The following is a 25,930-nucleotide window of genomic DNA, read 5'->3' on the forward strand; positions in this document are numbered from 1 at the left end:
CTATTAAGTAGGTGATATGGAATGAAAATTTATTTTATTTGCACAGGAAATACATGCAGAAGTCCAATGGCAGAAGCAATATTACGGTCCCAAAAATTGGAAGGCACCCATGTTCGCTCTGCTGGTATTTATGCGACGGATGGTGAGCCAATTTCGGATAATGCAAAAACGCTTATCGAAGAATCGGACATGCCCTATACGTCGGTGTCAAGGTCGGTGACAGCAAAGGAGCTTTCATGGGCAGATCTCATTTTGACGATGACGGAATCGCATAAAAGGACGTTGTTACATGCATTTCCCGAAGCTGCAGGCAAAACGTATACGTTAAAAGAATTTTCATTGCCAAATGAAGAAGGGGATGTCCATGATCCTTACGGAGGGGACTTGTCAACATACCGCCACACCTTTAAAGAATTGCAGACATTGATCGACCTGCTAAAAAAGAAACTGATGGAGGATGGAACATGAACGATGGAAGAAAAAAGAACGGACTGAAGAAAAAACTTATTCTATTCGTTACAATCTTGGCGCTCATAACGTATGTGACAAGTGCTGTGTTCATTAATTTTATTGGCCCACAATTCTTTTCGGGCGTCAATCCAGTCTTGTTTGGCATCATTACATATTCTTTGGGCATCATCTGGTCAGGTATTTTGGCGGCCCTTTTCGGGTCATTTTTAACGAAGTCATTGCAAAATTTGGAGAAAGCTGCGATTTCAGTAGCAGCTGGGAAGTTAGGGACGGAAATTGAATTGCCAAAATCTAACGATGAAATTCGATCTGTCTCGGAAGCATTCCAAAACTTAGTTCATAATTTACGTACGATCGTCGATGAAATCGAAACAAACTTTGAACGTACAGCAAAAACAGTAGACGCGTTGTCCGGTGAGACAAGCTTGGCTGCTTCACAAGCAGATGCGGTAGCTTCAACGATTATGGAAATTTCAGCTGGAGCTGAAGCATCCGCAGTCGCTATTCAGGAAACAGCAGAAGCGATGGAAGATGTCCGTACGTTAGCGGCAGAGGTGAGCAACCGCGCTGAGCTATCTTCCGAGCAATCAAAAGAGATGCTTGCTGTTTTGGATCATACAATTGGCGTATTCAGAAATCTTGTCGAAGGCATTCGGAAAATGTCGAGTCAAAGCGAACAATCGTTATTGACGATCCGTGAACTTGATCATAATGCACAAAAGATCGGGGAAATCGTTCAATTGGTCGGCAGCATAGCAGGGCAGACGAATTTATTAGCATTGAATGCCTCAATTGAAGCGGCGCGTGCTGGAGAACACGGAAAAGGCTTTGCCGTCGTGGCGGAAGAAGTCCGTGTATTGGCAGATGAAAGTGCGAAAGCAGTACATAGCATCGATGAACTTGTAAAATCGATCCAATCTGACGTTTCAAAAGTTGTTAAGGAAATCGAACAGCAAGTGAAAACAGCTGCCGATGAAGCGGAACGTGCAAATGATACGAGCGAAAATGTCGAGTCAGTCGCGGAAAAAGTGAACGGCATGGCCCAATCGGTCGTTGAAATTACACGCCTCGTAGAAAATCAATTATCCAATATTGAAACGACAGCAAGACAGTCACAAGAAGTAGCTGCGATTGCTGAAGAAACATCAGCTGGCGCCCAAGAAGTGAGGGCCGCAACGGATGAGCAAGTTCGTTCCATCGAACAGACAGATGCGTTGGCAATCGAATTGAAAAAGCAGTCTGAAGACCTATATAAAGTGATTACCCAATTTGATCGTTCATAAGTATTCATTTCACAGCCCGAAATAGGAGTTCGAGGGCTGTGTTTTTTTGTCGATCAATGATAGAATTAGTTGTGAGTAAATTAAGAAAAGAGGCGACGTAATGAAAATCGCAATCTCTTCGGATCATGGCGGCAACCGCCTGCGACATGAAATTATGCAATTATTATCTGAAATCGGTCTTGACTATGTCGATTTCGGACCCGACTCGGACGATTCAGTTGACTACCCGGATTATGCAACTCCTGTTGCAAACGGTGTAGCAAGTGGAGAATTTGATCGCGGAATACTGATTTGCGGCACTGGCATCGGTATGTCAATTGCGGCAAATAAGGTGAAAGGAATTCGTTGTGCACTTGTCCATGATGTATTTAGTGCTAAGGCTACAAGAGGCCACAATGACTCAAACGTTTTGGCGATGGGAGAACGAGTTGTCGGTCCAGGCCTTGCAAGGGAAATCGTCACTGCATGGCTTGATACTTCTTTTGAAGGTGGCCGTCACGAGCGACGGATTGCCAAGTTGAAGGAACTCGAAGAAGAATCGAGGTGAGTTGGCAATGGAAATCTTGAATTTATGGAAGCTCCAACTTGAACAATTGCTATCGGAAATGGCTGAGCAAACGAAGTTCACTCCACATACAGTTTTTGTAGTCGGATGTTCGACATCGGAAATCGCTGGTCAACGGATCGGGACTGCTGGTGCTCTTGAAGTCGCAGAAGCTTTATTCGAACCGTTGCACGACTTTGCGAAAAAGCATAAGCTATTTTTGGCTTTTCAAGGTTGTGAACATATTAACAGAGCGCTCACTATAGAGCGGGAAGCGGCAGATAAGTTCGGTTACGAACCCGTCTCCGTCCTTCCTGCTATCAATGCGGGCGGCTCCATGTCCACTTATGCATACGAACATTTGAAGGACTCCGTTGTTGTTGAATCGGTGCGTGCGAACGCGGGCATCGATATCGGGCAAACACTCATCGGTATGCATTTGAAGCCGGTAGCGGTTCCGATCCGTACTTCCATCGATAAAATCGGAGATGCAGTCGTAACGGCAGCAACTACTCGTCCGAAACTAATTGGCGGGGAACGTGCAGTGTACGTGTGACCGGATTCATTCGCCTCATCATCCTTCCGCTTTAATGTAGGGGAGGACGTAGAGAACAGTTAATGAACGATTAGACAAAATATTTTTTAAAAGGGGAAATGGCTAAATGGATTTGAGCAATGTGAAACGTGAAGATGCAGCAGTATATGAAGCGATCATGGCAGAAAAAAGTCGTCAAAACTCGAATATCGAACTAATCGCCTCTGAAAACTTTGTTACAGAAGCGGTCATGGAAGCGCAAGGCTCTTACTTGACGAATAAATATGCTGAAGGTTATCCAGGTAAACGTTACTATGGCGGCTGCGAACATGTCGATGTCGTCGAAAATATCGCACGCGACCGCTTGAAAGAAATTTTTGGCGCTGCCTATGCGAATGTCCAAGCCCACTCTGGCGCACAAGCAAATATGGCTGTCTACTTCACAGTGCTCAAGCCGGGAGACACTGTTTTGGGCATGAATCTTTCCCACGGTGGCCACTTGACTCATGGCAGCCCGGTTAACTTCTCAGGCACCCTTTATCAATTTGTCGACTATGGTGTAAGTGAAGAGGACGAGCGTATCGATTATGAAGACGTTCGCCAAAAAGCGCATGAGCATAAGCCGAAATTGATTGTCGCTGGTGCGAGCGCATATCCGCGAGAAATCGATTTTGCCAAATTCCGTGAAATCGCCGACGAAGTGGGTGCATATTTGATGGTCGACATGGCGCATATCGCTGGACTTGTCGCTGCTGGCGAACATCCAAGCCCTGTTCCGCATGCGCACTTCATCACATCTACGACACATAAAACATTGCGCGGACCACGTGGCGGGCTTATTTTGCTAAACGAGGAATTTGCAGAGGAGTTCGGCCGTAAAATCGACAAAACGATTTTCCCAGGCATCCAAGGCGGACCGTTGATGCACGTTATCGCTGCGAAAGCTGTCGCATTTGGAGAAGCGTTAAAACCTGAATTCAAGACGCATATCCAACAAGTGAAAAAGAACGCAAAAGCACTTGCAGAAAGCTTGATGGCTGAAGGTGTTGACATCGTTTCAGGCGGCACGGACAACCACTTGCTGCTCGTTAACTTGAAGTCACTCGACATTACAGGAAAAGTAGCCGAACACGTTTTAGACGAAGTCGGTATCACTGTAAATAAAAACACCATTCCATTTGATACGGAAAGCCCATTCGTCACTTCCGGCATCAGAATCGGGACACCAGCTGTTACAACACGCGGTTTTAAGGAAGAGGAAATGAAAGAGGTCGGCGCGATCATCGCGAAACTTCTCAAAAATCATGAAGACGAATCTGTCAAAGAAGAAGCAAAAGAACGCGTCAAAGCACTGACTGACAAATTCCCGCTTTATGCATAATACCACCCCGCCTGTCATCTGCAGGCGGGGTTACTTTATCCACTAAAACGCATAAATTCTTTAATAAGCGCATAATAACGGGGCTACGCGCATAAATTCGTTTAAAAACTCATAAATGTCCCGATTTGCGCATAGTTGTCAATGGAAACGCATAAATCCCTCCGCACGCGCATAACTCGGGATAAACCCGTTCTTGGTCAATTGGTAGCTGTCTTAAATTCCGTATAAAAAGAAATAAAAGCTTTTATTTGTCAGAGGCATTCGGCACGATCGTAGATAGGATTGGTAAACTTTCAAATGGTTCGCGGAATGTAGCAACACAATGTAAAGTGCTCGCAACGCAAAATAACCCCTCCTCAACACAAACGTAAATGCATCGGATTACAACGTAAAACTCCCACAGTACAGTCAAATTAGTGCAAAACGCATAATTTATTCTCTAAACATGCATATTTAGATATGAAATGCGTATAGCATTTCTGTATGAAGCGCGCTAATAAGTCGTATAATCCTAAGATGACTTGCACGTATTCTACTGAAAAATCCTCGAAGTATTCCCTATTCATTGATAACTTCATTCTTTATATTCCAAATGCCCATACAGCAGCGTATCTGCTATAATGTACAGGACATTCCTAAAAAGGAGCGATTTTAATGGCAAAAGTACATGTTTTCGATCACCCGCTGATCCAGCATAAATTGACGCATATCCGTGATGTGAATACAGGGACGAAGGAGTTCCGCGAACTTGTAGATGAAGTGGCAACATTGATGGCATATGAAATTACTCGTGATCTTCCATTGACGGAAGTTGAAGTTGAGACGCCTGTACGTGTTGCAAAATCCAATGTTTTGGCTGGTAAGAAATTAGGAATCGTGCCAATCCTTCGTGCTGGCATCGGCATGGTGGATGGTATTTTGAAATTGATTCCAGCAGCGAAAGTAGGTCATATTGGTTTATTCCGTGATCCTGAAACACTTCAGCCGCATGAGTATTTCGTAAAGTTGCCGTCTGATGTGTCGGAGAGGGAATTCATACTTGTTGACCCGATGCTTGCTACAGGTGGAACAGCTGTGGAAGCTGTTAATTCTTTGAAAAAGCGTGGCGCGAAAAATATCCGTTTTATGTGCCTCATCGCTGCACCGGAAGGCGTCGAAGTTTTTACGGAAGCGCATCCTGATGTAGATGTATACATTGCTGCTTTGGACGAGAAGTTGAATGAAAAAGGCTATATCGTTCCTGGATTAGGAGATGCAGGAGACCGTCTATTTGGAACAAAATAAGAAGGAGGGGATGGGAATGCAACAAAAATGGAAAGTGATGACCATCTTTGGAACAAGACCTGAAGCGATTAAAATGGCCCCGCTTGTTTTGGAATTGGAAAAGCATGAAGAGATCGAGTCAATCGTCACAGTTACGGCACAGCATCGCCAAATGCTTGACCAAGTGTTAGAGACTTTCGGGATTCAGCCTGACTACGATCTCAATATTATGAAAGACCGCCAAACACTTGTCGATGTGGCAACGAGAGGACTTGAAGGACTCGACCGAATCATGAAAGAAGCGAAGCCGGATATCGTCCTTGTCCATGGAGATACATCGACTACGTTTATCGGAAGTCTTGCCGCTTTTTATAATAAGATTGCAGTAGGGCATGTGGAAGCGGGCCTTCGGACATGGGACAAGTATTCTCCATATCCTGAGGAGATGAACCGACAACTGACCGGCGTATTAGCCGACCTTCATTTTTCGCCTACTGAGAAATCAGCTCAGAATCTATTAAATGAAGGAAAGCCTGAAGATCGCATATACATAACGGGCAATACTGCCATTGATGCGCTTCAGACAACTGTGAGAGAGCAATACAATCACCCGATTTTCGATAAAATCGGGGATGACAGGCTAATTCTTTTGACGGCACATCGCCGTGAAAACTTGGGCGAACCGATGCGTAATATGTTTCGGGCGATCGTTAGGCTTTTGGAAAAGCATCCTGACACACAAGTCATTTATCCAGTGCATATGAATCCAGCTGTTCGGGAAGTTGCGGATGAAATCTTAGGGAAAAATGAACGTGTCCATTTAATTGAGCCGCTTGAAGTGCTTGATTTCCATAACTTCGCATCTCGTTCGCACATCATTTTGACGGATTCAGGGGGCATTCAAGAGGAAGCTCCATCTTTAGGTAAGCCGGTCATTGTTCTTCGCGATACGACTGAACGTCCGGAAGGAATTGCAGCTGGAACGCTGAAGCTTGCCGGAACAGACGAAGAAACGATTTTTACGATGGCAGACGAGCTGTTGTCCGATGAGACGGTTTATAATGAAATGGCTCATGCATCAAACCCATATGGTGATGGTCATGCTTCAGAACGGATCGTAAAAGCTTTAAAAGAGTATTTATCCAGCAATAACTGATAGACGAACCAATCGACAACGGGTAAATAAACCAGTCGTTACTTTCATTTAACGATAGGAATCAAACAACAAAGTCGGTGTGGAAAATACTCCACACCGACTTCAATTATAGTAGGGATTTCCCTTATAGGCAGAACAAGTAATTCAATTATGTCGATTATTTGACAATGAGAACAGTTTGTGAAGAATTTCACGGGAATCAATTGACATCAAAATGCCCCTATTGTATGCTTACAAAGGATAAGAATGATAGGGGATATGTACATCTAAAACTGTTAAAAAACAGTAAAATATGTATGATTCTATCAAGTCTTTCACTGGAAGTCGTTCCGAATGAAACACATGCCTTGTTCATGTGTGCATATACATTCATTTGCAGACGACATTCAATCACAATTATAGGTTCCGACCTTCATTTGGAGTCTTAATCTTAGTACAAGCCTTACACGGCTCTGTACACACTTTACCCTTTCAATCCGCTTGCTAAACCGGCAAAATACATTTCAGGAGAATCATCCATCATGCATACTTTGCGACAAATTTTTAATAGGCAGAAGAAAGCGCTCTTTTTTTTGTCTGCATTGTTTGTTTTAGGGTGGGCATTTACTGATTGGAAAACGATTTTTGCAGGGTTGATCTTAGGTTCTTTGTTCGGATTGTATAATTTTTGGATACTTGTCCGTAGAATGGAAAGATTTGATCAAAGCATAACGGAAGGGAAAGAGCGTAAGTCAATCGGAGGAACCGCATTGCGATTCGCTTCGGGCGTCGCTGCGGCGGCAATTGCTTTATCGATGCCGGAGAAATTCAACCTGATTGGAACTGTAATCGGGCTAATGATTCCGTATGTCTTGTTGCTTGTCGACAGGATTATCGTGCACGTAAAGCACTACTAAACTAAATTGATTGCAAAAGGGAGGTGAACGAAACGTGAACCATGAAAATCCGGATTTCTCAATCGGAATCTTAACCTTTAACCCAGCAAACATACTCATGCTGTTTGTTACATGTCTTATCGTATTTTTGATTGCATTCTTTTCTACGCGTAATCTGAAGCTAAAACCGACGGGCATGCAAAATTTCATGGAGTGGGTTATGGATTTCGTCAAAGGGATCATCAAGAACAACATGGACTGGAAAACAGGTGGTCGCTTCCATGTCTTAGGTATCACGCTGATCATGTTCGTCTTCGTTGCCAATATGTTAGGACTGCCGCTTGCGGTTGTATGGAAAGGCGAATTGTGGTGGAAATCGCCGACAGCCGATCCAGTCATCACGCTGACGCTCGCTTCGATGGTAGTCGTTTTAACGCACTATTATGGCGTGAAGCAGCTAGGCACGAAAGGGTACTTCAAAACGTACCTGCAGCCGATGCCTTTCTTGGCACCGCTGAAAATCATTGAAGAATTCGCAAACACGTTGACATTAGGTCTGCGTCTTTATGGTAACATTTTCGCTGGTGAAATCCTGATTGGCCTATTGGCGGGATTAGGTGCTTCCAGTGCATTCGGTTTAGTAGGTGCATTAGTTCCTGCACTTGCATGGCAAGGGTTCTCCATTTTCATCGGAGCGATCCAAGCATTTATTTTCGTTATGTTAACGATGGTCTACATGGCACATAAAGTCGAAACAGACCATTAAACATATATTGCCCTTCATACGGGTTGCATAAAACAAAACATGAATTTTTAGGAGGATATTACACTATGGTAGGTTCAGTAGGTCTATTAGCAGCAGCACTTGCAGTTGGCTTAGGTGCACTTGGTGCAGGTATTGGTAACGGTTTGATCGTTTCGAAAACAGTTGAAGGTATCGCTCGTCAACCAGAAGCACGCGGTATGCTTCAAACGACAATGTTCATTGGGGTAGCGTTAGTTGAGGCCCTTCCGATCATCGCGACAGTTATCGCGTTTATCGTAATGAACCAATAATAGTTTTAAAACTTATGGCGAAGAACGCGATGGACTGCCCTTCGCCATTCATTTATGTCACAAATGACGTTTGAAAAGCAGTTTTAAAGTTGAAAATTAAGAATGACGTTCTTTCTATACAATTACGAAAATGACACAAGCTCTTGAAGGGAGTGAAACAATCGTGTTAGGAAATACCTTCGTCCTTTTGTCAGCAGATGCTGACGCCGGATTTTTGGCGGCATTGAATAAAAACCTTAACTTAGGTGACATCATCGTCACTGTCCTATTCTTCACGATTCTCATGGTTCTTCTGAAAAAGTTCGCATGGGGCCCGCTTATGGGAGTGATGCAACAACGTGCCGAGCTGATTTCGAGTGAAATTGAAGCGGCAGAACAGAGCCGTTTAGAATCCCAAAAGTTATTGGAAGAACAACGCGCATTATTGAAAGAAGCACGTGACAATGCACAAGCGATTGTGGAAAATGCTCGTAAGCAAGGTGAAACACAGCGTGAAGAGCTAATTTCTGCAGCACGCTCAGAAGTATCTCGTATGAAAGAAGCAGCTACGCTTGAAATTGCGACTGAAAAAGAAAAAGCAGTTGCAGCAGTACGTGAAGAATTCGTATCTCTTTCCATCCTTGCAGCGTCTAAAGTACTTGGGAAGGAAGTTTCCGAGGAAGATAACCGCGCATTGATTGAAGAAACGATTGTGAAGGCAGGCGAAGGCCGATGACACAATCGGTAGTCGCAAAACGTTATGCTTCCGCATTGTTTAACCTTTCACAACAAAAAGGGCAAACCGCTTTGGTTCAAGAAGAAATAGAAGAATTAAAGAAAGCGTTCAAAGAGAATAAAGAATTGGAACAACTTTTAAGTTCTCCAAGGTTCTCGATCGGTAAGAAAAAAGAGATGGTTGCTGCAATCTTTAGTGGAGCAAACCCAATCATTTTAAATACCCTATTCGTTCTGCTTGATGCTAAGCGCATGAGCGAAGTGTTAGATGTTTTTGCTGAATTCCATGAGCTTGCAAATGAAGCTGCAGGAATCGCGGACGCGAAGGTCTACTCAACTCGTCCGTTGACAGATGTAGAGTCGAACTCGATTTCTACAACATTTGCACATAAAGTCGGTAAACAATCATTACGTATTGAAAATATCATCGATCCAAGCTTGATCGGAGGCGTACGCCTTCAAATCGGCAATCAAATTTACGACAGCAGCTTGAGTGCGAAGCTATCTAAGCTGCAACGTAATTTAATTGGATCATAATCTGAAATTGAGGGGTGACATACATGAGCATCAAAGCTGAAGAAATCAGCGTGCTGATTAAGCAGCAGATTGAAAACTATCAGTCTGAGATGGAAGTTAGCGAAGTCGGTACGGTTATCAGAATCGGTGACGGTATCGCTCTTGCTCATGGCCTCGACAACGTCATGGCTGGAGAACTTCTTGAGTTCTCAAACGGTGTCATGGGTATGGCGCAAAACTTGGAAGCGAACAACGTAGGTATCGTTATCCTCGGACCATACACTGACATTAAAGAAGGCGATGAAGTACGTCGAACTGGCCGTATTATGGAGGTTCCTGTCGGTGAACAATTGATTGGACGTGTAGTGAATTCACTCGGAATGCCGGTTGATGGATTAGGTCCAATCGAAACGACAAAAACTCGTCCAATTGAAAGTCCTGCGCAAGGTGTTATGGCGCGTAAATCTGTTCATGAGCCATTGCAAACAGGCATTAAGGCGATCGATGCACTTGTACCGATCGGCCGTGGACAGCGTGAATTGATCATCGGTGACCGTCAAACAGGTAAAACAACTGTTGCGATCGATACGATCTTAAACCAAGCTGACCAAGATATGATTTGTATTTATGTAGCAATCGGACAAAAAGAATCTACTGTGCGTGGGGTAGTTGAAACACTTCGTAAACACGGAGCGCTTGATTACACAATCGTTGTAACAGCATCGGCTTCATCTCCAGCACCGCTTCTATATCTTGCACCATATACAGGTGTAACGATGGCAGAAGAATTCATGTTCCAAGGCAAGCACGTACTTGTTGTCTACGATGACCTTTCGAAACAAGCTGCTGCTTACCGTGAGCTTTCCTTACTACTTCGCCGTCCTCCAGGTCGTGAAGCGTACCCTGGTGACGTATTCTACTTGCACTCCCGTCTATTAGAGCGTGCAGCGAAGTTGAACGATACATTAGGCGCAGGTTCAATCACTGCCCTACCATTCGTTGAAACACAAGCTGGGGATATCTCTGCTTACATTCCAACGAACGTAATTTCCATCACTGATGGACAGATCTTCTTGCAATCGGATCTATTCTTCTCGGGCGTTCGTCCGGCGATCAACGCTGGTCTTTCCGTATCCCGTGTTGGTGGTTCCGCGCAAATCAAAGCGATGAAAAAAGTTGCTGGTACACTTCGTCTTGACCTTGCTGCATTCCGTGAACTTGAGGCGTTCTCACAATTCGGTTCTGACCTTGATGCTGCAACGAAAGCGAAACTTGACCGCGGTGCACGTACAGTTGAAGTGTTGAAACAAGACTTGAACAAACCGCTTAAAGTTGAGTATCAAGTCGTAATTCTATACGCATTGACTCGCGGCCTACTTGATGATGTAGCTGTACATGACATCTTGCGTTTCGAAAGTGAAATTACAAGCTGGCTAGAGTCGAACCACACTGAAGTGTACGATCATATCCGTACGACGAAAGACCTTCCGTCTGACGATGTCATGAAAGACGCGATCAACGCGTTTAAGAAAAACTTCGTACCGTCTGAAGCTTAATTCGAACAGAATTTTAGGATTTTGATCTACTATACAATAAGGTGGTGAATTGCCAGTGGTATCTTTACGCGATATTGAAAACCGTATTAAATCAACTAAGAAGACGAGTCAGATTACGAAAGCGATGCAAATGGTTTCTGCTTCCAAATTGAACCGTGCCGAATTAAATGCGAAAGCGTTCGTTCCATACATGGAGAAAATACAGGAAGTTGTCGGTGCAATCGCGAGCGCGACAAGCGACTCCGGACATCCGATGCTCGTTTCCCGTCCAGTGAAAAAGACAGGTTATATTATCGTTACATCCGACCGTGGCCTCGTCGGCGGTTACAACAGTAACATCTTCCGTGCTGCACGCCGTGCCATCGAAGAACGCCACACCTCAAAAGAGGAAGTGAGGATCATTGCGATCGGACGCAAAGGATATGAATTTTTCAGCCGTCTTGGCTATGAAGTTGTCGATAGCTTGTTGGGCGTATCTGACCATCCTTCATTTGATGAAATAAAAGCAATCGCGAACCGAGCTGTTGGCATGTTCACAGAAGGCGAATACGATGAAGTGTATCTTTACTACAATCACTTCATCTCCGCCATCTCCAATGAAGTGACGGAAAAGAAATTGCTTCCGCTCACAGACCTTTCATCAGCGTCAACGATGGCTTCGTACGAATTTGAGCCTTCAGCGGAAGCGATTCTTGAAACGCTTCTTCCGCAATACGCGGAAAGCCTCATCTACGGAGCAGTGCTTGATGGAAAAGCGAGCGAACATGCTTCCAGTATGACAGCGATGAAGACTGCAACGGATAATGCATCAGAATTGATTGATTCGTTAACTCTTTCATTCAACCGTGCACGCCAAGCGGCAATTACGCAAGAGATCACAGAGATCGTCGGCGGAGTCGCGGCATTAGAATAAGCACGTACTGAACGGTAAAAGTAAGACAGGAGGGAAAAGCATGAGTAAAGGACATATCCTTCAAGTTATGGGTCCGGTTGTTGACGTTAAATTTGAAAACGGCCAGCTTCCAGAGATCTACAACGCATTGAAGGTACAAATTGACCGTCCGAACGAACAACCTGTAACGTTGACGCTTGAAGTTGCGCTCCACCTTGGAGACGACTCAGTACGTACAATTGCGATGTCATCTACTGATGGCCTTAAACGCGGTACTGAAGTTGAAGACACAGGCACAGCGATTTCAGTTCCAGTTGGTGAAGTAACTCTTGGACGCGTATTTAACGTCTTAGGAGATGTAATTGACCTTGGTGAGGAGATCCCGTCTTCTGAACGACGCGACCCAATTCACCGTGAAGCTCCAAAATTCGAAAGTCTTTCAACAGAAGTTGAAATTCTTGAAACAGGTATTAAAGTTGTTGACTTGCTTGCACCATATATTAAAGGTGGTAAAATCGGCCTCTTCGGTGGTGCGGGTGTAGGGAAAACAGTTCTAATTCAAGAATTGATCAACAACATCGCTCAAGAACACGGTGGTATTTCCGTATTCGCAGGCGTTGGAGAACGTACACGTGAAGGGAACGACTTGTTCCACGAAATGACGGACTCCGGCGTTATCAATAAAACAGCAATGGTATTCGGTCAAATGAACGAGCCTCCTGGTGCACGTATGCGTGTTGCACTTACAGGACTTACAATGGCGGAATACTTCCGTGACGAACAAGGCGCGGACGTACTTCTGTTCATCGACAATATCTTCCGCTTTACACAAGCAGGTTCTGAGGTATCGGCACTACTTGGCCGTATGCCGTCTGCGGTTGGTTACCAACCGACACTTGCTACTGAGATGGGGCAGCTTCAAGAGCGTATCACATCTACAAACGTTGGTTCTGTAACATCAATCCAAGCGATATACGTACCTGCCGATGACTACACTGACCCGGCACCAGCTACGACATTCGCTCACTTGGATGCAACAACGAACCTTGAGCGTAAACTATCTGAAATGGGTATCTACCCTGCGGTTGACCCACTTGCATCTACTTCACGCGCACTTAGCCCTGAAATCGTCGGCGAAGAGCACTATGACGTAGCACGTCAAGTACAAACAACTTTGCAGCGTTACCGTGAACTTCAAGATATTATCGCAATCCTTGGTATGGACGAATTAAGTGAAGATGACAAGTTAGTCGTAGGACGCGCTCGTCGTATTCAATTCTTCTTATCACAAAACTTCCACGTTGCCGAGCAATTTACAGGTCAACCAGGTTCATACGTACCGGTTGCTGAAACGGTTAAAGGCTTCAAGGAAATTTTGGAAGGCCGTTACGATCACCTTCCAGAAGATGCATTCCGCCTAGTCGGACGCATCGAAGAAGTGGTTGAAAAAGCGAAAAGCATGGGTGTAGAGGTCTAACAGTATTGTGGATCGAATTGGTTAGCCTTTGCCAAAGGACGCGGCATAATTTGGCTAACTTCCCTACTTCTGTTGTATGGTAAGAGGGGACAAAGGGACCCTACTTATCAGTGCCGAGGCATAATTGATTAAAGGGACCAGGAGGAAAAATCATGCAGACCATTAAAGTCAATATCGTCACTCCCGACGGCCCTGTTAGTGAAACTGAAGCGGATATGGTCATTGCGGCCACAGAAACCGGCGAAATCGGGATCCTTCCCGGTCATATCGCAATGGTTGCACCCCTTCAGATCGGTGCACTCCGCCTAAAAAAAGGAAGTTCGACTGAAAATGTCGCCGTCCATGGCGGGTTCATCGAAGTTCGTCCGGATGTTGTCACCGTTTTGGCACAACATGCAGAAATGGCTTCCAATATCGATATCGAACGCGCTAAGCGTGCGGCTAAACGTGCGGAAGAAGCACTACGGGCAAAAACGGATAAACTTGAGGCGCAATTGGTGGAACTTGATTTAAAACGTGCCATGAACCGCATCAAAGTTTATGAGATGAAATAAACTGTGACTAACCGGCGGGCAGAGGGAACTATTTCTTCTGTCCGCCTTTTTATCCGTACATACATTCGATATGTAGGAGGTAATCAATTTGAGTGATATGTTCTTATATAATCCATTGTTAGCAATCTTTTCCCATATTTTTTTCATTGGGATATCCTTCTATGCATTACAAGCGATTATGCCAGAAAAAATCATAAAAAAACACCGTGTTTTCCAGGCGCAATTACTTTTCATTTTATTGAGTTTTGCGATCGGTTCTTCTGTATCAAATTTCTTTTTAAACATATCCTATTGGGCAGGAAGGCTTCCAATTTTTTTTAGCTGACTGGTTTGCTGTAGAAAAAAACGGGTAAAAATTAGTAGTTGCGACGGAATCATTCATTCCATGTTATCGCCGCGTGTATGAATACGCGCATGCACGGGGCGATGGCATGAAAAATGATTATGTGACCAATCTTCAAGGAATTTACATAGTACAGAGGTCTTTCATGTCTCAACATAGCGAGAGCACAAATTGGGAAAGGGCTACATATTATAGACTATCTTGTAGATAGAGGGAAAATGGCTCTGTAGTAACTTGTCTAATCATGTAGAGCATTGTAGAATAGTATGTGTTTTTACGCTTTCATTATGAGTAAATTTTTCTGTACAATGGAACTAAGAAAAGTGCAGAAATAATCGTTGAAAACGGAGAATAAAAAATTGAGGGAATCGCTGGCATAGGGGTACTGTCAGTGTCCCACGAAGTTTCGTTCTATCGTATAATAATGGCAAATGGATAAAATGACAATTGAGTATAACTTAGAGTCGGAGGGGCTTTTTGTGGACAAAATCATTATAAACGGTGGACGCGCGCTTCATGGAAGTGTGCGTGTGGAAGGGGCTAAAAATGCCGTCCTGCCCATTTTAGCTGCCGCGCTTCTTGCAACTGAAGGGCCGAACATCATTCGTGATGTACCGAACCTTTCGGACGTCAAGACGATCAACGAAGTGGTAAAAAGCTTAAACGCCAAAGTCGAATATGATGCAAACAAAGGTCAAGTGATTATCGATTCTACTGAGCAGCTAAAAAGCGAAGCTCAGTTTGAATATGTTCGAAAAATGAGGGCATCCATTTTAGTAATGGGGCCGCTTTTGGCTCGGAATGGTTTTGCCCGGGTCGCATTACCAGGCGGTTGTGCAATCGGATCTCGACCAATCGACCAGCATTTAAAAGGCTTCGAAGCAATGGGTGCCGAAATTACATTTGGACACGGACATGTCGAAGCGAAAGCGCCAAACGGGTTAAAGGGAACGAAGATTTATCTGGACTTCCCGAGTGTCGGTGCAACCGAAAACATTATGACAGCTGCCGCATTGGCTGATGGAACGACAATCATCGAAAATGCAGCGAAAGAACCGGAAATTGTAGATCTTGCTAACTTTATTAACGAAATGGGCGGGAAGGTGGTCGGTGCAGGTACCGATGCAATCCGTGTTGAAGGTGTCAAACAACTGCACGGTACGATTCACCACATCATCCCGGATCGAATTGAAACCGGTACATTCATGGTAGCAGCTGCGATTACAGGCGGAGATGTTGTAATTGAAAACGCGGTACCTGAACATAATGCAGCACTCATTTCAAAATTAGGCGAAATGGGCGTCAACATTATTGAATTGGATGAAGGCATCCGAATCCAGGCGAACTATCCATTAAAAGCGGTTGACCTAAAAACGATGCCGCATCCGGGTTTCCCGACAGACATGCAATCTCAAATGATGGCGCTTATGCTGACCGCAACCGGAACAGGCGTACTAACCGAAACAGTATTCGAAAACCGTTTCATGCACGTCGAAGAATTCCGCCGCATGAATGCCAACGTTAAGATAGAAGGACGCTCCGTCATCATTTCGGGTCCGTCCAAACTGCAAGGCGCAGAAGTCGCAGCAACCGACCTCCGCGCAGCAGCAGCGCTGATCTTAGCAGGTCTTTCTGCAGAAGGCGTCACACGTGTAACCGAACTCGACCACTTAGATAGAGGTTACGTCGACTTCCATAAAAAACTAAAAGCATTAGGAGCCGACATTGAACGCGTTTCAACAGAAGAAACAAAAAAACAAACAGAGAAGCAACACGCATAACGTATTCATCACATACCTTATCCGAAGCTTCAAGACTGTCCACGCCCGGACAGTCTTTTTTGTTGTGAATCAAATACCGTTGCTCCCCAGACGTATGACTCACGTGCCATGGGCTAAGAATAGTGCGAAACGCTGTGTAGAAACGCCCAATACTTTTGAACTGCGTTTAATTGCTATGGATTACGCATAACTAAAGCAGCTTACATAATGATTGCTAGATGCATGTGGATCGTAGCAAACGTATAAAACCGTGAAATAAACGCATATTTGTTTTTGAATACGTATTAAGTAGATCAACGTTACATAATCCGCAAAACGAAAACATGAAAAATATTCATTTGGCAAAAGCATGTACCATGCCAAATCAATCTCTTTCCAATTAGCAGATCCTCACGGTTATAGCATCCACAGCCAATGTAACTCGCCCACATCACAAATATCTTGTCCATAGCATGCGTAATCTGTTCACAGGCGCATAAACAGCTTTAGAATACGCAAAACGCTGTAGAATGGCGCATAAACAGCTTACGCAACGCATAACGCTCATCATACGCTCATAACTCGCTCCCGCGCCCTCATAACTGTCACTAATCGCCGCACAAAGCTCTCTCATACGAACGCATAACCAGCCCCGGTCACCGGACCACTTCCGCAAATCAAGCCAAAACCATACACCTACAAAATCTACCTGCAATCGCAAACTCACAACAGACGATAATTTTCCATGAATGAATCAATCATTTCATTCATATATTCAAATATGGACAAACTACTAGCCGTTTTATTCATCATTCTACTTTTTTTCATCCCAATTACATTGAAAAAGACTTTTGTAGACGAGAAAGCAGTAAAAGAGGCAGAGGAACCATGTACCGTCTTCATTACCGTTGAGGGAGAAGAGCAGCCGATCCCGCTTGAAGAATACGTCTTAGGCGTTGTAGCCGGAGAGATGCCGGTTTCTTTCCATGAGGAAGCGTTGAAAGCACAGGCAATTGCTGCTCGCACGTATGCACTTCAGACAACGGATCATGGCAAAAAACCGATCGCTGCCACTGTGGCCGCTCAAGTGTATAAAACGAAGGCGGAGCGCAAAAAAAGATGGGGAAAGGAGTATAAGCGCAACGAACGCAAATTGCGTAAAATCGTAGAAGCAACAAATGGACAAACAATCGTATATGGAGAAGAAATGATCACAGCAATGTTTTTTTCCACATCGAATGGCAAGACTGAGACTGCACAGAACTACAGTGGCAATTCGATCCCTTATTTACAAAGTGTTGAGAGCCCTGATGAGGAAATAGTGGAAGCGACTGTCGAACGGCAAATTGAACTCCCAATCCAAAAATGGAACGAAGCGCTCAATATAAATTGGAATGCAGAGCATTTCAAAAGTTTGAAGTTAGTTCGGAACCAGACAGGACGGGTACAAAAAGTCATTTCCACAAACTTTGAAATGTCGGGTCGGGAAATGCGGGAAGCATTAGGTCTTGCTTCAACGGATTTTGATATTGCATATGATGTAACAAACAAAATTGTCATCATCTCAACAAAAGGATATGGACATGGTGTAGGGATGAGCCAATACGGAGCAGAAGCGTTTGCTCAGAAAGGATGGAACGCGGAAAACATCTTAACCTACTATTATTCCGGCACAAAAATAAAAAAGTTTCAACTTAATGAATCTGAATGTTTAAAAACGTCCTCACTTGCAAACAATAGCAATTGAGGTGATGACAATGCGAGAAGAAAAACCGAAATCTCCTTCTCAGAAGAATAAGAGTCCAAAGAAGAATAGATGGCTCTGGCCTGCTATCTATTCGGGCATTGCTATTGTATTTGTCGGCATGATTTGGGGCTACAATGCCTTCGTACAAAAAGATAAGAACGAAACTGCCGACGTTACAGATGCAAATGAGCAGCCGATTGTAGAAACAAATGCATCATCCGAAGTACTCAAATACCCTTTCAGCGAAGATCTTTTTGAAAATGTGGCAATTTTACAAGAGTACTATGATGCAGAAGCAGATGAAGATATGCGTGAGAGCGCACTATTAGTCTTCAATCAAACCTATTTGACGAACAAAGGCTTATCGATTTCGGTGGATGGCCAACCATTTGAAGTCGTCGCAGCGTTGAGCGGAACAGTAGAAGAAGTTGTTATTGATGAATTCCGAGGTAGCGAAGTGACCATCTCACACGCTGATGGAATGACAACAATCTATGGCTCACTTACTGGTATTTTAGTAAAAGAAGGCGATCAAGTCCTTCAAGGGGACCCGATCGGCACTGCAACAAGCAACGAATGGAACGCTAAAGCTGGTACACACTTACATTTCCAAGTGCTGCAAGACGGTGTTCCAATCAACCCGCGCTCATTATTAGCTTTTTAAAATCAAGCCATTCCGGCAAACGGAGTGGCTTTTTTCTTTATCCGAACGGGACAGTTAAACCTGATCCTATTAAATGCAGTTCACAGTCTTACCCCGATAAGCATAATCATGCCCTCCATCGCATACGATAAATGAAGAAACGGAGCTGACAGGGAAAGGAAGAGGGCGTGCACGAGCAAATTCGGAGGCGATGCGTGCGCCTCGGCAAAATGTTGCTGGACACAGGACTTACCGTACGGGCGCTGGCGAAAGCTACGGGCTACTCAAAAAGCACGGTCCACAAAGATTTGACGGAACGTTTACCGAATGTCGATGTGGAATTATCTGAAGAAGTCGCCAAAATCTTAGCCTATCATAAGTCTGTCAGACATTTAAGAGGCGGTGAAGCAACACGTATGAAATGGATGAATGAAAATAAGAAAACGAGCAATACGTAACGGAAACAGACGGGGACGTGACCCAACCTATCGACAATAGGGAGCGGGTGGACCCTGTCTTTTCGCTAGTCTGCAAATGGGACCTCGAAAAACTCCTCACAAAGTTTAATGAAAATACCCATGTCTTTTATAATGGAAATATAAAGTCTTAGGAAATACAATAGATAAAAACTACAAATGTATAAAATTACATGTAAAAATATTCCATAATGTAATCTATCCAACCCATCTTTTTTTGAATAAAAAAATGCTAAATTCCGGAATTATCATATGTTCAACAATACGTGGTTATGCTACAATATAACCTAGTAGAATAGACTGACATAAGTATGTTTATTGAAGATGCTGGAAGGGGAAGCGGGATTGATGTTTGCAAAAGATATCGGGATCGACTTAGGTACGGCTAATGTATTGATCCATGTGAAAGGGAAAGGCATTGTGCTGGATGAACCAGCTGTTGTTGCAATAGACAAGCAGTCGAACAAAGTGTTGGCTGTTGGTGAAGAAGCAAGTAAAATGGTAGGAAGAACACCGGGAAATATCATCGCCATCAGACCGATGAAGGATGGTGTTATCGCGGATTTTGATGTGACCGAAGCGATGCTGCGTCATTTTATCAATAAGCTGAACGTCAAAGGTTTTTTATCGAAACCACGCATTTTAGTTTGCTGTCCGACCAATATTACGAGTGTAGAGCAAAAAGCGATTCAAGATGCTGCCGAAAAATCCGGAGGTAAAAAAGTATACTTGGAAGAAGAGCCGAAAGTGGCCGCGATCGGTGCAGGAATGGATATTTTCCAGCCAAGCGGCAATATGGTGATCGACATAGGTGGCGGAACGACTGACATTGCAGTTCTTTCCATGGGAGACATCGTTACTTCTGAATCCATAAAAGCAGCTGGCGATATGTTTGATAATGATATTATACAATACATTAAAAAGCAATATAAACTGCTGATAGGCGAAAGGACGGCCGAAGCGATCAAAGTGAGCATCGGAACTGTATTTGAGGGTGCCAAAAATGAACAGATGGACATTCGGGGGCGCGATATGGTGACCGGATTGCCGCGAACAATTACGATCCGTTCTGCTGAAGTGAATGAGGCTTTGAAAGAATCAGTCGGATTAATTTTGCACTCATCGAAAAACGTGCTTGAAAAAACACCGCCGGAATTATCTGCGGATATTATCGACCGAGGCATTTTCCTAACTGGAGGAGGCGCGCTCTTGCATGGAATTGACCAATTGCTTGCAGAAGAATTGAAAGTTCCGGTTTTCGTATCAGAAAACCCACTAAGTTGCGTTGCAGTCGGCACAGGAATTTTATTGGAAAATATCGATAAAGTATCTCGTTACTAATAATGGTATGGCTCATATATGAAGGAGGCGGACAGTTATGTTCCGTGGTTTTTATACAGTTGGCTCAGGCATGATTGCCCAACAGCGAAGAACTGAGCTGTTAGCTAACAATTTGGCAAATGCAAATACACCAGGTTTTAAAGCCGATCAATCTACAATTAGGTCATTTCCAGAAATGTACATGTCCAGTTTGAATGCTAACCGCATTCCGACTGAAAAAGGGTTGAATTTGAAAGGTTTGTCCCCTGTTGGAGAGCTATCGACAGGCGTTTATATGCAGGAGACGCTGCCGCTTTTCACTCAAGGCCAATTGCGTGAAACGGGCTTGACGACGGATATTGCGCTCGTGGATGGCGTACTGCCGATCAATGAAGAAACTGGACTGCCCGGAGCTGTCTTTTATAGGCTTGAAAACGGCAATGGCAATGAATATTACACGAAAAACGGCAATTTCATGCTCAATCCTGAAGGCTATTTAACAAATCCGACAGGGCAATATGTCTTAAGTGCAAATGGGCAAAGAATTCAGCTTCAAAATGACGATTTCCAAGTGACTAGCGAAGGAGTCATTATGGATGGCGGTACAGCTGTTGCAACATTAGGTGTTGCATTTGCGGCGCAGCCTGAAACTTTATCAAAAACGGGCAATGGGCTCTTTGCGAGTGAAGATGGCAATCTGCCGAACGCAGCTGTCACGAACGGTGTAAGCTTTTCATTCCAGCAAGGCTATATAGAGGGCTCAAATGTCGATTCAGCTCGCGCAATGACGGACATGCTCTCTGCATACCGCGCATTTGAAGCGAACCAGAAAATTTTGCAAGCCTATGACCGCAGTATGGAAAAAGCGGTGAATGAAATCGGACGGGTCAACGGATAACGTGAAATCGGAAAGGAACCGTGGTCGATCATGATACGAACGATGACAACTGCTGTAAACACAATGAACCAATTACAGCATCAAATTGATATAATAGGGAATAACTTATCGAATTCATCTACCAATGGCTATAAAGCGACGGGTGCAAGCTTTCACGAAATGCTTTATCAGCAATTCGACAATGACAAGGCGGATACGGCGAATCGCCAGTCTCCAGCAGGCATCCGCTATGGCGTTGGGGCGATGTTAGGTGCTACTCAGATGAATTGGAAAGTTGGTTCTTTGCAAATGACGGGCCGTGAATTGGATTTTGCGTTAACAGAGCCGAAGCAATATTTTACACTGATCATGCCTGGGGCTGATGGTGACCAGACGGTGTATACACGCCAAGGGAACTTTTATGTATCTCCAGTAGAAGGCGGACAGCTCATGCTTGTAAACGGCGATGGATACCCAGTAGCGGATAGCCAAGGATTGCCGATCACGTTTGCAGACAACGTGAAAAACTATAGCATGCTGCCGAACGGAACGCTTGAAGTTACTCATGATGACGGTGCGGTAGATCGCATTCAAATGGGCGTCGCAACATTTGAGCGTCCGAATTTAATGTCTCGCCTATCAGCTACACTATTCGGTTTACCGGAAAATATGGCGGAGCTTGGCTTGACGGCGAATGACATATTGACTGAGATGGTAGGCGCAAACCGAAGTCAGATCGGAATGGAAAACCAAAAATTGGAGTCTTCCAACGTCAACTATGAAAAAGAAATGACCGATCTCATTAACGTGCAACGTTCTTACCAATTTAACGCCCGGTCAGTGACACTTGCGGATCAAATGTTAGGATTAATTAACAACATCCGATAAATCCGCAGTAGGGAGATTTTAATATGATAGATGAAAAGCGAAACAACCCGCAAAGGGAACAGAATAAGCAGACAGATGCATCGACGGGAGTGATCGCTTCTCGCGCAGAACGCAATCAAAAACGTAAAACAGCGGTTGAAGAAGCGTCTGACACTAAAAAGCGAATATGGGTGCAAATCCGTTTAATTCCAATTTGGCTTCGTGTCCTGCTCGTCCTTTTGCTATTGTCTACAGCAGCTGTCGTCGGCGCTATGATTGGCTACGGCTATATAGGAGACGGCCAGCCGTCTGACGTTTTGAAAAAAGAGACTTGGGTGCACATACTTGACATCATCAATGGGAAAGAGTCGTAACTGGCTCTTTCGTTTTCATTTTTCACTAAAAATAACAAGAGAGGGGAATGGACATGCTAACAGCAGAAGAAATCAAAAAAATCATACCGCATCGCTATCCTTTTTTATTGGTCGATCGCATAACGGAAATTGAAGAGGGAACAAGAGCGGTAGGCTTGAAAAATGTAACAGTTAATGAAGAGTTTTTCAACGGCCATTTTCCGGGTTATCCCGTTATGCCGGGTGTTTTGATTGTTGAAGCACTTGCACAAGTCGGAGCAGTCGCTCTCCTCAAAAAAGAGGAAAATAAAGGGATGATCGGTTTGCTTGCAGGTGTCGATAATTGTCGATTCAAGCGTCAAGTAATCCCTGGCGATACTTTGAAATTAGAAGTGGAAATTACAAGAATGCGCGGCAAAATTGGCAAAGGGAAAGCAGTTGCGACAGTAGAAGGGGAAGTCGCTTGCGAAACAGAAATTACATTTGCACTATCTCCAGGTGGAGATAACGCAAATTAATTTGCGTATATGTCGAATTTTAGCTACAATGGAATGTGCAGTGGACACCTATAAAAGGTGGACGAAAAGCACTGCATCTTTCGTGAACTACACTACCTATATCGGCAATGTACGCTTATAGTGGGAGGTACCAAAAAGTCATGTTCAAAGATCTTTCTCCAAATATAAAAAGCAGTATTACACGTTCTATCACACAAACTTTCGAGCAATATATGAGCAGCATTGGATGGAGCGAAGAAAGATACAGCATTGAGGATTTCATTAACACCTGGCGCGAATATATTACGACGAAAGCACTATGGTATTCAAAAATTCCGGACTCCATGAAAAATGATCCGAAATTCCATGAAGACCTCGCCCAGCGAATTAATGAAATCATCCACCGCATCTTAAGCGAACCGCCGTCCGACGAGCAAATCGCTTCTATCCAAATGATGCAGGAACAACTAGATACTCACTACAGCTACGATTGTAAAGCAGAAGCGGTCTACGTTGAATCGCTTTTAAAAGAACGGGTCGAACAACAATAAAATATTCATGGATAGTTCCCTCTTTTTGTGCCAACCTACAAGTATCATACGGATTTGTATGATATACGGCTTGTGGAAAGGAGGGAATTTTTCATGTTCAAAAAAGCGATCCCGCTCGTCTTAGTATCCGGAATTGTTCTAACGGGTTGTGCCAACAACAATAACGATGATGGTCTTCCAAACAATAACGAAACCCCAATGGAAGACTTGAACGACCGTGCGCGTGACCTCACCCCAAGGGTCAACAACGGTGCCGGCTCTGACTTAGACGGCATCAACAATGGTCGTGACCAAAACATCAACAATACAAGTGATGGTATCATCAACAACGATAGAGACGGCCTCAATGGCGGCGGACTCAATGGGAACGACAATGACATCCGTAATGGAAACATGAACGGTGACAATACAACGGCTCCCAATCAAGAAATCATCACAGATGACAACACGACTACGCCAAATAACGACATGAACAACAACCGCAAAAGAAATAACAACAACAGCAACAACAACCGCTAACCGCAAGCCGTGAGAAAAACCGCCTTTTTTGGCGGTTTTTCTTGTATAAAACGCATAAATAGTTCTGAATGCGCATAACTCTTATTTGCCCCGTATAAACAGCACTAACTACGCATAAATTTTACAGAAAAAGCATAAAGTCACCTCTGCCCACATAATTAGCTACGTTCTGCGCATAAAGTGATCTATGCACTCAAATTGCTTATTCGCTTTGAGTGACCTGTCTACGTAGTAACACGAATAAAAATTTAGCGCATACAACTGATCTCCATGCAAAACGTTACCGCTCTACGCATTAAGCCCAATTACTACGCGAAACTGCCTCACCGCCATATAATTCCTAACCTCCATCAGCCAAACAAAAAAAGCCGCAATCTACGGCTTTCACAAACTTTCCTGTTCTGTTTCTCTTTCTTTTTTCAAACGAGGGCGTGATCGCATATCATGCTCGAAACGTTGCAGTAACTCATCCCCGCTTAATCCTTCGGTCAACAGTTCTTCTAATAAATGCTCTGCATATTGTGAACGTGCACGCTTCAATCGTCCTTTAAGTAGAACGGAAATGTGGTCTCCAATCCGTTCTACCGCATCTACGGCGACGAGGAATCCGGCAGGCTCATTTTCCGGATAGGAGATGACGACGCGTGCATCTAAAACTTCCTTTGATGCTTTCCATTCTTCAAAAATTTGCTGGTGCTTTTGTTCAATAAATAATTCAAGAATCCACATGCGGTGACTATTTTCTTGGTTAATAATAATGCCATCAACCAACGGAAAGTTATTGATTTTATCATCAACCAATATTCCGACGGATATCATTTTAAATGTTTTCAAAGGCGCCACCCCGCTCGATTTTTACCTAATTATAACATATAAGAGGAAAATAATTTGGATTATATACTAAAGTCGAATTATCTCAGAATGTGAACAATTTGCAAACCTTAATTTGTCAGTGGTTTACAAAAATATGCAGGTAAATTATGGAATGAAAAATTCGCTTTTGATTCACAAAACACCTGCAAAATCCATTTTTCCTCATTTGCATGAAAAAAAGCCCTTCCTGTATGATACGGATAATCTATAAAGAAAGGAGGGGAAACGTTGAATCAAGTTGCACTTGTCGGTCGCATTACAAAGGACCCCATTTTACGGAGGCTGTCCGAAGGAAGATTGCAGACTAGCTTTGTCTTAGCTGTCGATCGCAAATTCAAAAATCAGCAAGGGGAAGTGGATGCTGATTTCATCCTATGCACAACTTGGGGGAAAGTGGCTGAAAACACAGCGAAACATTGTGGCAAAGGCTCACTCATAGGAGTAGGGGGAAGAATTCAGTCAAGAACCTATGAAAGAGAAGACAAAAGCCGTGTTTTCGTAACGGAAGTAATCGGGGAAGAAATCCGCTTCTTATCTACAAAACGAAGAACAAATGATAATTTGTATGGGGAAGTGCCCATCGTGCAACAAAAGGAGGGCAGTGAAAAGGGCGGGCGAAATGTAGATCACCAAAACATCCAATCGAATTTTCACACGCCAAGCAATGAAGAAGAAGGTCTCCCTATATTTTGATTCAACATACATAGCGGAGACCGTCGAACTTCAAAGAAAGGTGGATAGAAATCGGAAAGACCGTAACGTGAAAACAAAACATATCTAAGAGAAGAGTAGGGTAAGAGATGAAACGTTCATACGGGGGTATTGTTCGTT

Annotated in this window: 30 protein-coding genes; 29 read left to right on the forward strand and 1 reads right to left on the reverse strand. The window is 43.9% G+C overall.

Annotation, left to right across the window (positions count from 1 at the left end; translation table 11 throughout):
• The first annotated feature begins 21 nt into the window (after positions 1-21).
• The 28 genes from ACFQ38_RS01445 to ACFQ38_RS01580 all read left to right on the forward strand — a co-directional run bounded on the left by ACFQ38_RS01445 (position 22) and on the right by ACFQ38_RS01580 (position 24,226).
• The gene (locus ACFQ38_RS01445) at positions 22-468 is read left to right on the forward strand and encodes a low molecular weight protein arginine phosphatase (protein ID WP_381479611.1); all 447 of its coding nucleotides are present in this window, start codon (positions 22-24) and stop codon (positions 466-468) included.
• The gene (locus ACFQ38_RS01450; RefSeq protein ID WP_336822812.1) at positions 465-1,754 is read left to right on the forward strand and encodes a methyl-accepting chemotaxis protein; all 1,290 of its coding nucleotides are present in this window, start codon (positions 465-467) and stop codon (positions 1,752-1,754) included. The genes ACFQ38_RS01445 and ACFQ38_RS01450 overlap by 4 nt, the downstream gene beginning before the upstream one ends.
• A gap of 100 nt (positions 1,755-1,854) precedes the next feature.
• The gene (rpiB, locus tag ACFQ38_RS01455; RefSeq protein ID WP_336822811.1) at positions 1,855-2,301 is read left to right on the forward strand and encodes a ribose 5-phosphate isomerase B; all 447 of its coding nucleotides are present in this window, start codon (positions 1,855-1,857) and stop codon (positions 2,299-2,301) included.
• Positions 2,302-2,308: 7 nt separating this feature from the next.
• Positions 2,309-2,854, forward strand: a complete 546-nt coding sequence (locus ACFQ38_RS01460; RefSeq protein ID WP_336822810.1) for a TIGR01440 family protein — start codon at positions 2,309-2,311, stop codon at positions 2,852-2,854.
• Positions 2,855-2,960: 106 nt separating this feature from the next.
• Complete coding sequence (glyA, locus tag ACFQ38_RS01465) at positions 2,961-4,214, forward strand: serine hydroxymethyltransferase (RefSeq protein WP_381479612.1); 1,254 nt, start codon at positions 2,961-2,963, stop codon at positions 4,212-4,214.
• 654 nt (positions 4,215-4,868) lie between these two features.
• Positions 4,869-5,498 (forward strand): uracil phosphoribosyltransferase, encoded by a 630-nt coding sequence (gene upp, locus ACFQ38_RS01470; protein WP_336822808.1) that lies wholly within the window; start codon positions 4,869-4,871, stop codon positions 5,496-5,498.
• A 16-nt stretch (positions 5,499-5,514) separates the two neighbouring features.
• The gene (gene wecB, locus ACFQ38_RS01475) at positions 5,515-6,633 is read left to right on the forward strand and encodes a non-hydrolyzing UDP-N-acetylglucosamine 2-epimerase (RefSeq protein WP_381479613.1); all 1,119 of its coding nucleotides are present in this window, start codon (positions 5,515-5,517) and stop codon (positions 6,631-6,633) included.
• 521 nt (positions 6,634-7,154) lie between these two features.
• Complete coding sequence (locus ACFQ38_RS01480) at positions 7,155-7,529, forward strand: ATP synthase subunit I (RefSeq protein ID WP_336822806.1); 375 nt, start codon at positions 7,155-7,157, stop codon at positions 7,527-7,529.
• Between the two features lie 34 nt (positions 7,530-7,563).
• Positions 7,564-8,274 (forward strand): F0F1 ATP synthase subunit A, encoded by a 711-nt coding sequence (gene atpB, locus ACFQ38_RS01485; protein ID WP_336822805.1) that lies wholly within the window; start codon positions 7,564-7,566, stop codon positions 8,272-8,274.
• A 65-nt stretch (positions 8,275-8,339) separates the two neighbouring features.
• Entirely contained in the window at positions 8,340-8,564 is a 225-nt protein-coding gene (atpE, locus tag ACFQ38_RS01490) for a F0F1 ATP synthase subunit C (protein ID WP_252501943.1), read from the forward strand.
• 163 nt (positions 8,565-8,727) lie between these two features.
• A complete protein-coding gene (gene atpF, locus ACFQ38_RS01495; protein WP_336822804.1) occupies positions 8,728-9,279 on the forward strand; it encodes a F0F1 ATP synthase subunit B in 552 nt (183 codons plus the stop codon).
• On the forward strand, positions 9,276-9,815 hold the full coding sequence (locus tag ACFQ38_RS01500) for a F0F1 ATP synthase subunit delta (protein WP_336822803.1): 540 nt from the start codon (positions 9,276-9,278) through the stop codon (positions 9,813-9,815). The genes atpF and ACFQ38_RS01500 overlap by 4 nt, the downstream gene beginning before the upstream one ends.
• Positions 9,816-9,838: 23 nt before the next feature.
• On the forward strand, positions 9,839-11,350 hold the full coding sequence (gene atpA / locus ACFQ38_RS01505; RefSeq protein WP_336822802.1) for a F0F1 ATP synthase subunit alpha: 1,512 nt from the start codon (positions 9,839-9,841) through the stop codon (positions 11,348-11,350).
• A gap of 55 nt (positions 11,351-11,405) precedes the next feature.
• The gene (atpG, locus tag ACFQ38_RS01510) at positions 11,406-12,263 is read left to right on the forward strand and encodes an ATP synthase F1 subunit gamma (RefSeq protein WP_336822801.1); all 858 of its coding nucleotides are present in this window, start codon (positions 11,406-11,408) and stop codon (positions 12,261-12,263) included.
• A 40-nt stretch (positions 12,264-12,303) separates the two neighbouring features.
• Positions 12,304-13,719, forward strand: a complete 1,416-nt coding sequence (gene atpD, locus ACFQ38_RS01515) for a F0F1 ATP synthase subunit beta (protein WP_336822800.1) — start codon at positions 12,304-12,306, stop codon at positions 13,717-13,719.
• Between the two features lie 152 nt (positions 13,720-13,871).
• On the forward strand, positions 13,872-14,273 hold the full coding sequence (locus tag ACFQ38_RS01520) for a F0F1 ATP synthase subunit epsilon (protein WP_336822799.1): 402 nt from the start codon (positions 13,872-13,874) through the stop codon (positions 14,271-14,273).
• Positions 14,274-14,370: 97 nt separating this feature from the next.
• The gene (locus ACFQ38_RS01525) at positions 14,371-14,598 is read left to right on the forward strand and encodes a DUF1146 family protein (protein WP_336822880.1); all 228 of its coding nucleotides are present in this window, start codon (positions 14,371-14,373) and stop codon (positions 14,596-14,598) included.
• Between the two features lie 497 nt (positions 14,599-15,095).
• A complete protein-coding gene (gene murA, locus ACFQ38_RS01530; RefSeq protein WP_336822798.1) occupies positions 15,096-16,397 on the forward strand; it encodes a UDP-N-acetylglucosamine 1-carboxyvinyltransferase in 1,302 nt (433 codons plus the stop codon).
• 724 nt (positions 16,398-17,121) lie between these two features.
• Complete coding sequence (gene spoIID, locus ACFQ38_RS01535; protein ID WP_381479614.1) at positions 17,122-18,123, forward strand: stage II sporulation protein D; 1,002 nt, start codon at positions 17,122-17,124, stop codon at positions 18,121-18,123.
• A gap of 10 nt (positions 18,124-18,133) precedes the next feature.
• Positions 18,134-18,787 carry a M23 family metallopeptidase gene (locus tag ACFQ38_RS01540; protein WP_336822796.1) on the forward strand — a complete coding sequence of 218 codons (654 nt, stop codon included), beginning with the start codon at positions 18,134-18,136 and terminating at the stop codon, positions 18,785-18,787.
• A gap of 167 nt (positions 18,788-18,954) precedes the next feature.
• Positions 18,955-19,224: a sporulation transcriptional regulator SpoIIID gene (locus ACFQ38_RS01545; RefSeq protein WP_336822795.1), complete on the forward strand. Its 270-nt coding sequence runs from the start codon at positions 18,955-18,957 to the stop codon at positions 19,222-19,224.
• Positions 19,225-19,590: 366 nt separating this feature from the next.
• Positions 19,591-20,583 (forward strand): rod shape-determining protein, encoded by a 993-nt coding sequence (mreB, locus tag ACFQ38_RS01550; protein ID WP_336822879.1) that lies wholly within the window; start codon positions 19,591-19,593, stop codon positions 20,581-20,583.
• 37 nt (positions 20,584-20,620) lie between these two features.
• The gene (locus ACFQ38_RS01555) at positions 20,621-21,460 is read left to right on the forward strand and encodes a flagellar hook-basal body protein (RefSeq protein WP_336822794.1); all 840 of its coding nucleotides are present in this window, start codon (positions 20,621-20,623) and stop codon (positions 21,458-21,460) included.
• 30 nt (positions 21,461-21,490) lie between these two features.
• The gene (locus tag ACFQ38_RS01560; RefSeq protein ID WP_336822793.1) at positions 21,491-22,327 is read left to right on the forward strand and encodes a flagellar hook-basal body protein; all 837 of its coding nucleotides are present in this window, start codon (positions 21,491-21,493) and stop codon (positions 22,325-22,327) included.
• A gap of 23 nt (positions 22,328-22,350) precedes the next feature.
• Positions 22,351-22,680, forward strand: a complete 330-nt coding sequence (locus ACFQ38_RS01565) for a DNA-directed RNA polymerase subunit beta (RefSeq protein ID WP_336822792.1) — start codon at positions 22,351-22,353, stop codon at positions 22,678-22,680.
• A gap of 53 nt (positions 22,681-22,733) precedes the next feature.
• Complete coding sequence (fabZ, locus tag ACFQ38_RS01570) at positions 22,734-23,177, forward strand: 3-hydroxyacyl-ACP dehydratase FabZ (RefSeq protein WP_336822791.1); 444 nt, start codon at positions 22,734-22,736, stop codon at positions 23,175-23,177.
• Positions 23,178-23,317: 140 nt separating this feature from the next.
• Positions 23,318-23,707, forward strand: coding sequence for a hypothetical protein (locus ACFQ38_RS01575; RefSeq protein ID WP_336822790.1), 390 nt, complete (start codon positions 23,318-23,320; stop codon positions 23,705-23,707).
• Positions 23,708-23,800: 93 nt separating this feature from the next.
• A complete protein-coding gene (locus tag ACFQ38_RS01580) occupies positions 23,801-24,226 on the forward strand; it encodes a hypothetical protein (RefSeq protein ID WP_336822789.1) in 426 nt (141 codons plus the stop codon).
• 384 nt (positions 24,227-24,610) lie between these two features.
• Here the strand turns inward: ACFQ38_RS01580 and ACFQ38_RS01585 are convergent, their stop codons facing one another.
• Positions 24,611-25,060, reverse strand: coding sequence for a YwpF family protein (locus ACFQ38_RS01585; RefSeq protein WP_381479615.1), 450 nt, complete (start codon positions 25,058-25,060; stop codon positions 24,611-24,613).
• A 267-nt stretch (positions 25,061-25,327) separates the two neighbouring features.
• On the opposite strand from ACFQ38_RS01585, the gene ACFQ38_RS01590 reads away from it, so the two are divergent.
• On the forward strand, positions 25,328-25,792 hold the full coding sequence (locus ACFQ38_RS01590; RefSeq protein ID WP_381479616.1) for a single-stranded DNA-binding protein: 465 nt from the start codon (positions 25,328-25,330) through the stop codon (positions 25,790-25,792).
• Positions 25,793-25,930: the final 138 nt, after the last annotated feature.

It is taken from the genome of Sporosarcina contaminans (assembly GCF_042679045.1).
Classification (GTDB): domain Bacteria; phylum Bacillota; class Bacilli; order Bacillales_A; family Planococcaceae; genus Sporosarcina; species Sporosarcina contaminans.

Coding starts and splice junctions, on each gene's coding strand:
- ACFQ38_RS01525 (WP_336822880.1), top strand. CDS start 14,371: ATGTTCTTATATAATCCATTGTTAGCAATCTTTTCCCATATTTTTTTC.
- rpiB (WP_336822811.1), top strand. CDS start 1,855: ATGAAAATCGCAATCTCTTCGGATCATGGCGGCAACCGCCTGCGACAT.
- glyA (WP_381479612.1), top strand. CDS start 2,961: ATGGATTTGAGCAATGTGAAACGTGAAGATGCAGCAGTATATGAAGCG.
- ACFQ38_RS01500 (WP_336822803.1), top strand. CDS start 9,276: ATGACACAATCGGTAGTCGCAAAACGTTATGCTTCCGCATTGTTTAAC.
- fabZ (WP_336822791.1), top strand. CDS start 22,734: ATGCTAACAGCAGAAGAAATCAAAAAAATCATACCGCATCGCTATCCT.
- ACFQ38_RS01575 (WP_336822790.1), top strand. CDS start 23,318: ATGTTCAAAGATCTTTCTCCAAATATAAAAAGCAGTATTACACGTTCT.
- ACFQ38_RS01555 (WP_336822794.1), top strand. CDS start 20,621: ATGTTCCGTGGTTTTTATACAGTTGGCTCAGGCATGATTGCCCAACAG.
- ACFQ38_RS01460 (WP_336822810.1), top strand. CDS start 2,309: ATGGAAATCTTGAATTTATGGAAGCTCCAACTTGAACAATTGCTATCG.
- ACFQ38_RS01580 (WP_336822789.1), top strand. CDS start 23,801: ATGTTCAAAAAAGCGATCCCGCTCGTCTTAGTATCCGGAATTGTTCTA.
- ACFQ38_RS01445 (WP_381479611.1), top strand. CDS start 22: ATGAAAATTTATTTTATTTGCACAGGAAATACATGCAGAAGTCCAATG.
- atpD (WP_336822800.1), top strand. CDS start 12,304: ATGAGTAAAGGACATATCCTTCAAGTTATGGGTCCGGTTGTTGACGTT.
- ACFQ38_RS01450 (WP_336822812.1), top strand. CDS start 465: ATGAACGATGGAAGAAAAAAGAACGGACTGAAGAAAAAACTTATTCTA.
- atpE (WP_252501943.1), top strand. CDS start 8,340: ATGGTAGGTTCAGTAGGTCTATTAGCAGCAGCACTTGCAGTTGGCTTA.
- upp (WP_336822808.1), top strand. CDS start 4,869: ATGGCAAAAGTACATGTTTTCGATCACCCGCTGATCCAGCATAAATTG.
- ACFQ38_RS01480 (WP_336822806.1), top strand. CDS start 7,155: ATGCATACTTTGCGACAAATTTTTAATAGGCAGAAGAAAGCGCTCTTT.
- wecB (WP_381479613.1), top strand. CDS start 5,515: ATGCAACAAAAATGGAAAGTGATGACCATCTTTGGAACAAGACCTGAA.
- ACFQ38_RS01560 (WP_336822793.1), top strand. CDS start 21,491: ATGATACGAACGATGACAACTGCTGTAAACACAATGAACCAATTACAG.
- ACFQ38_RS01520 (WP_336822799.1), top strand. CDS start 13,872: ATGCAGACCATTAAAGTCAATATCGTCACTCCCGACGGCCCTGTTAGT.
- atpA (WP_336822802.1), top strand. CDS start 9,839: ATGAGCATCAAAGCTGAAGAAATCAGCGTGCTGATTAAGCAGCAGATT.
- spoIID (WP_381479614.1), top strand. CDS start 17,122: ATGAATGAATCAATCATTTCATTCATATATTCAAATATGGACAAACTA.
- ACFQ38_RS01540 (WP_336822796.1), top strand. CDS start 18,134: ATGCGAGAAGAAAAACCGAAATCTCCTTCTCAGAAGAATAAGAGTCCA.
- mreB (WP_336822879.1), top strand. CDS start 19,591: ATGTTTGCAAAAGATATCGGGATCGACTTAGGTACGGCTAATGTATTG.
- ACFQ38_RS01565 (WP_336822792.1), top strand. CDS start 22,351: ATGATAGATGAAAAGCGAAACAACCCGCAAAGGGAACAGAATAAGCAG.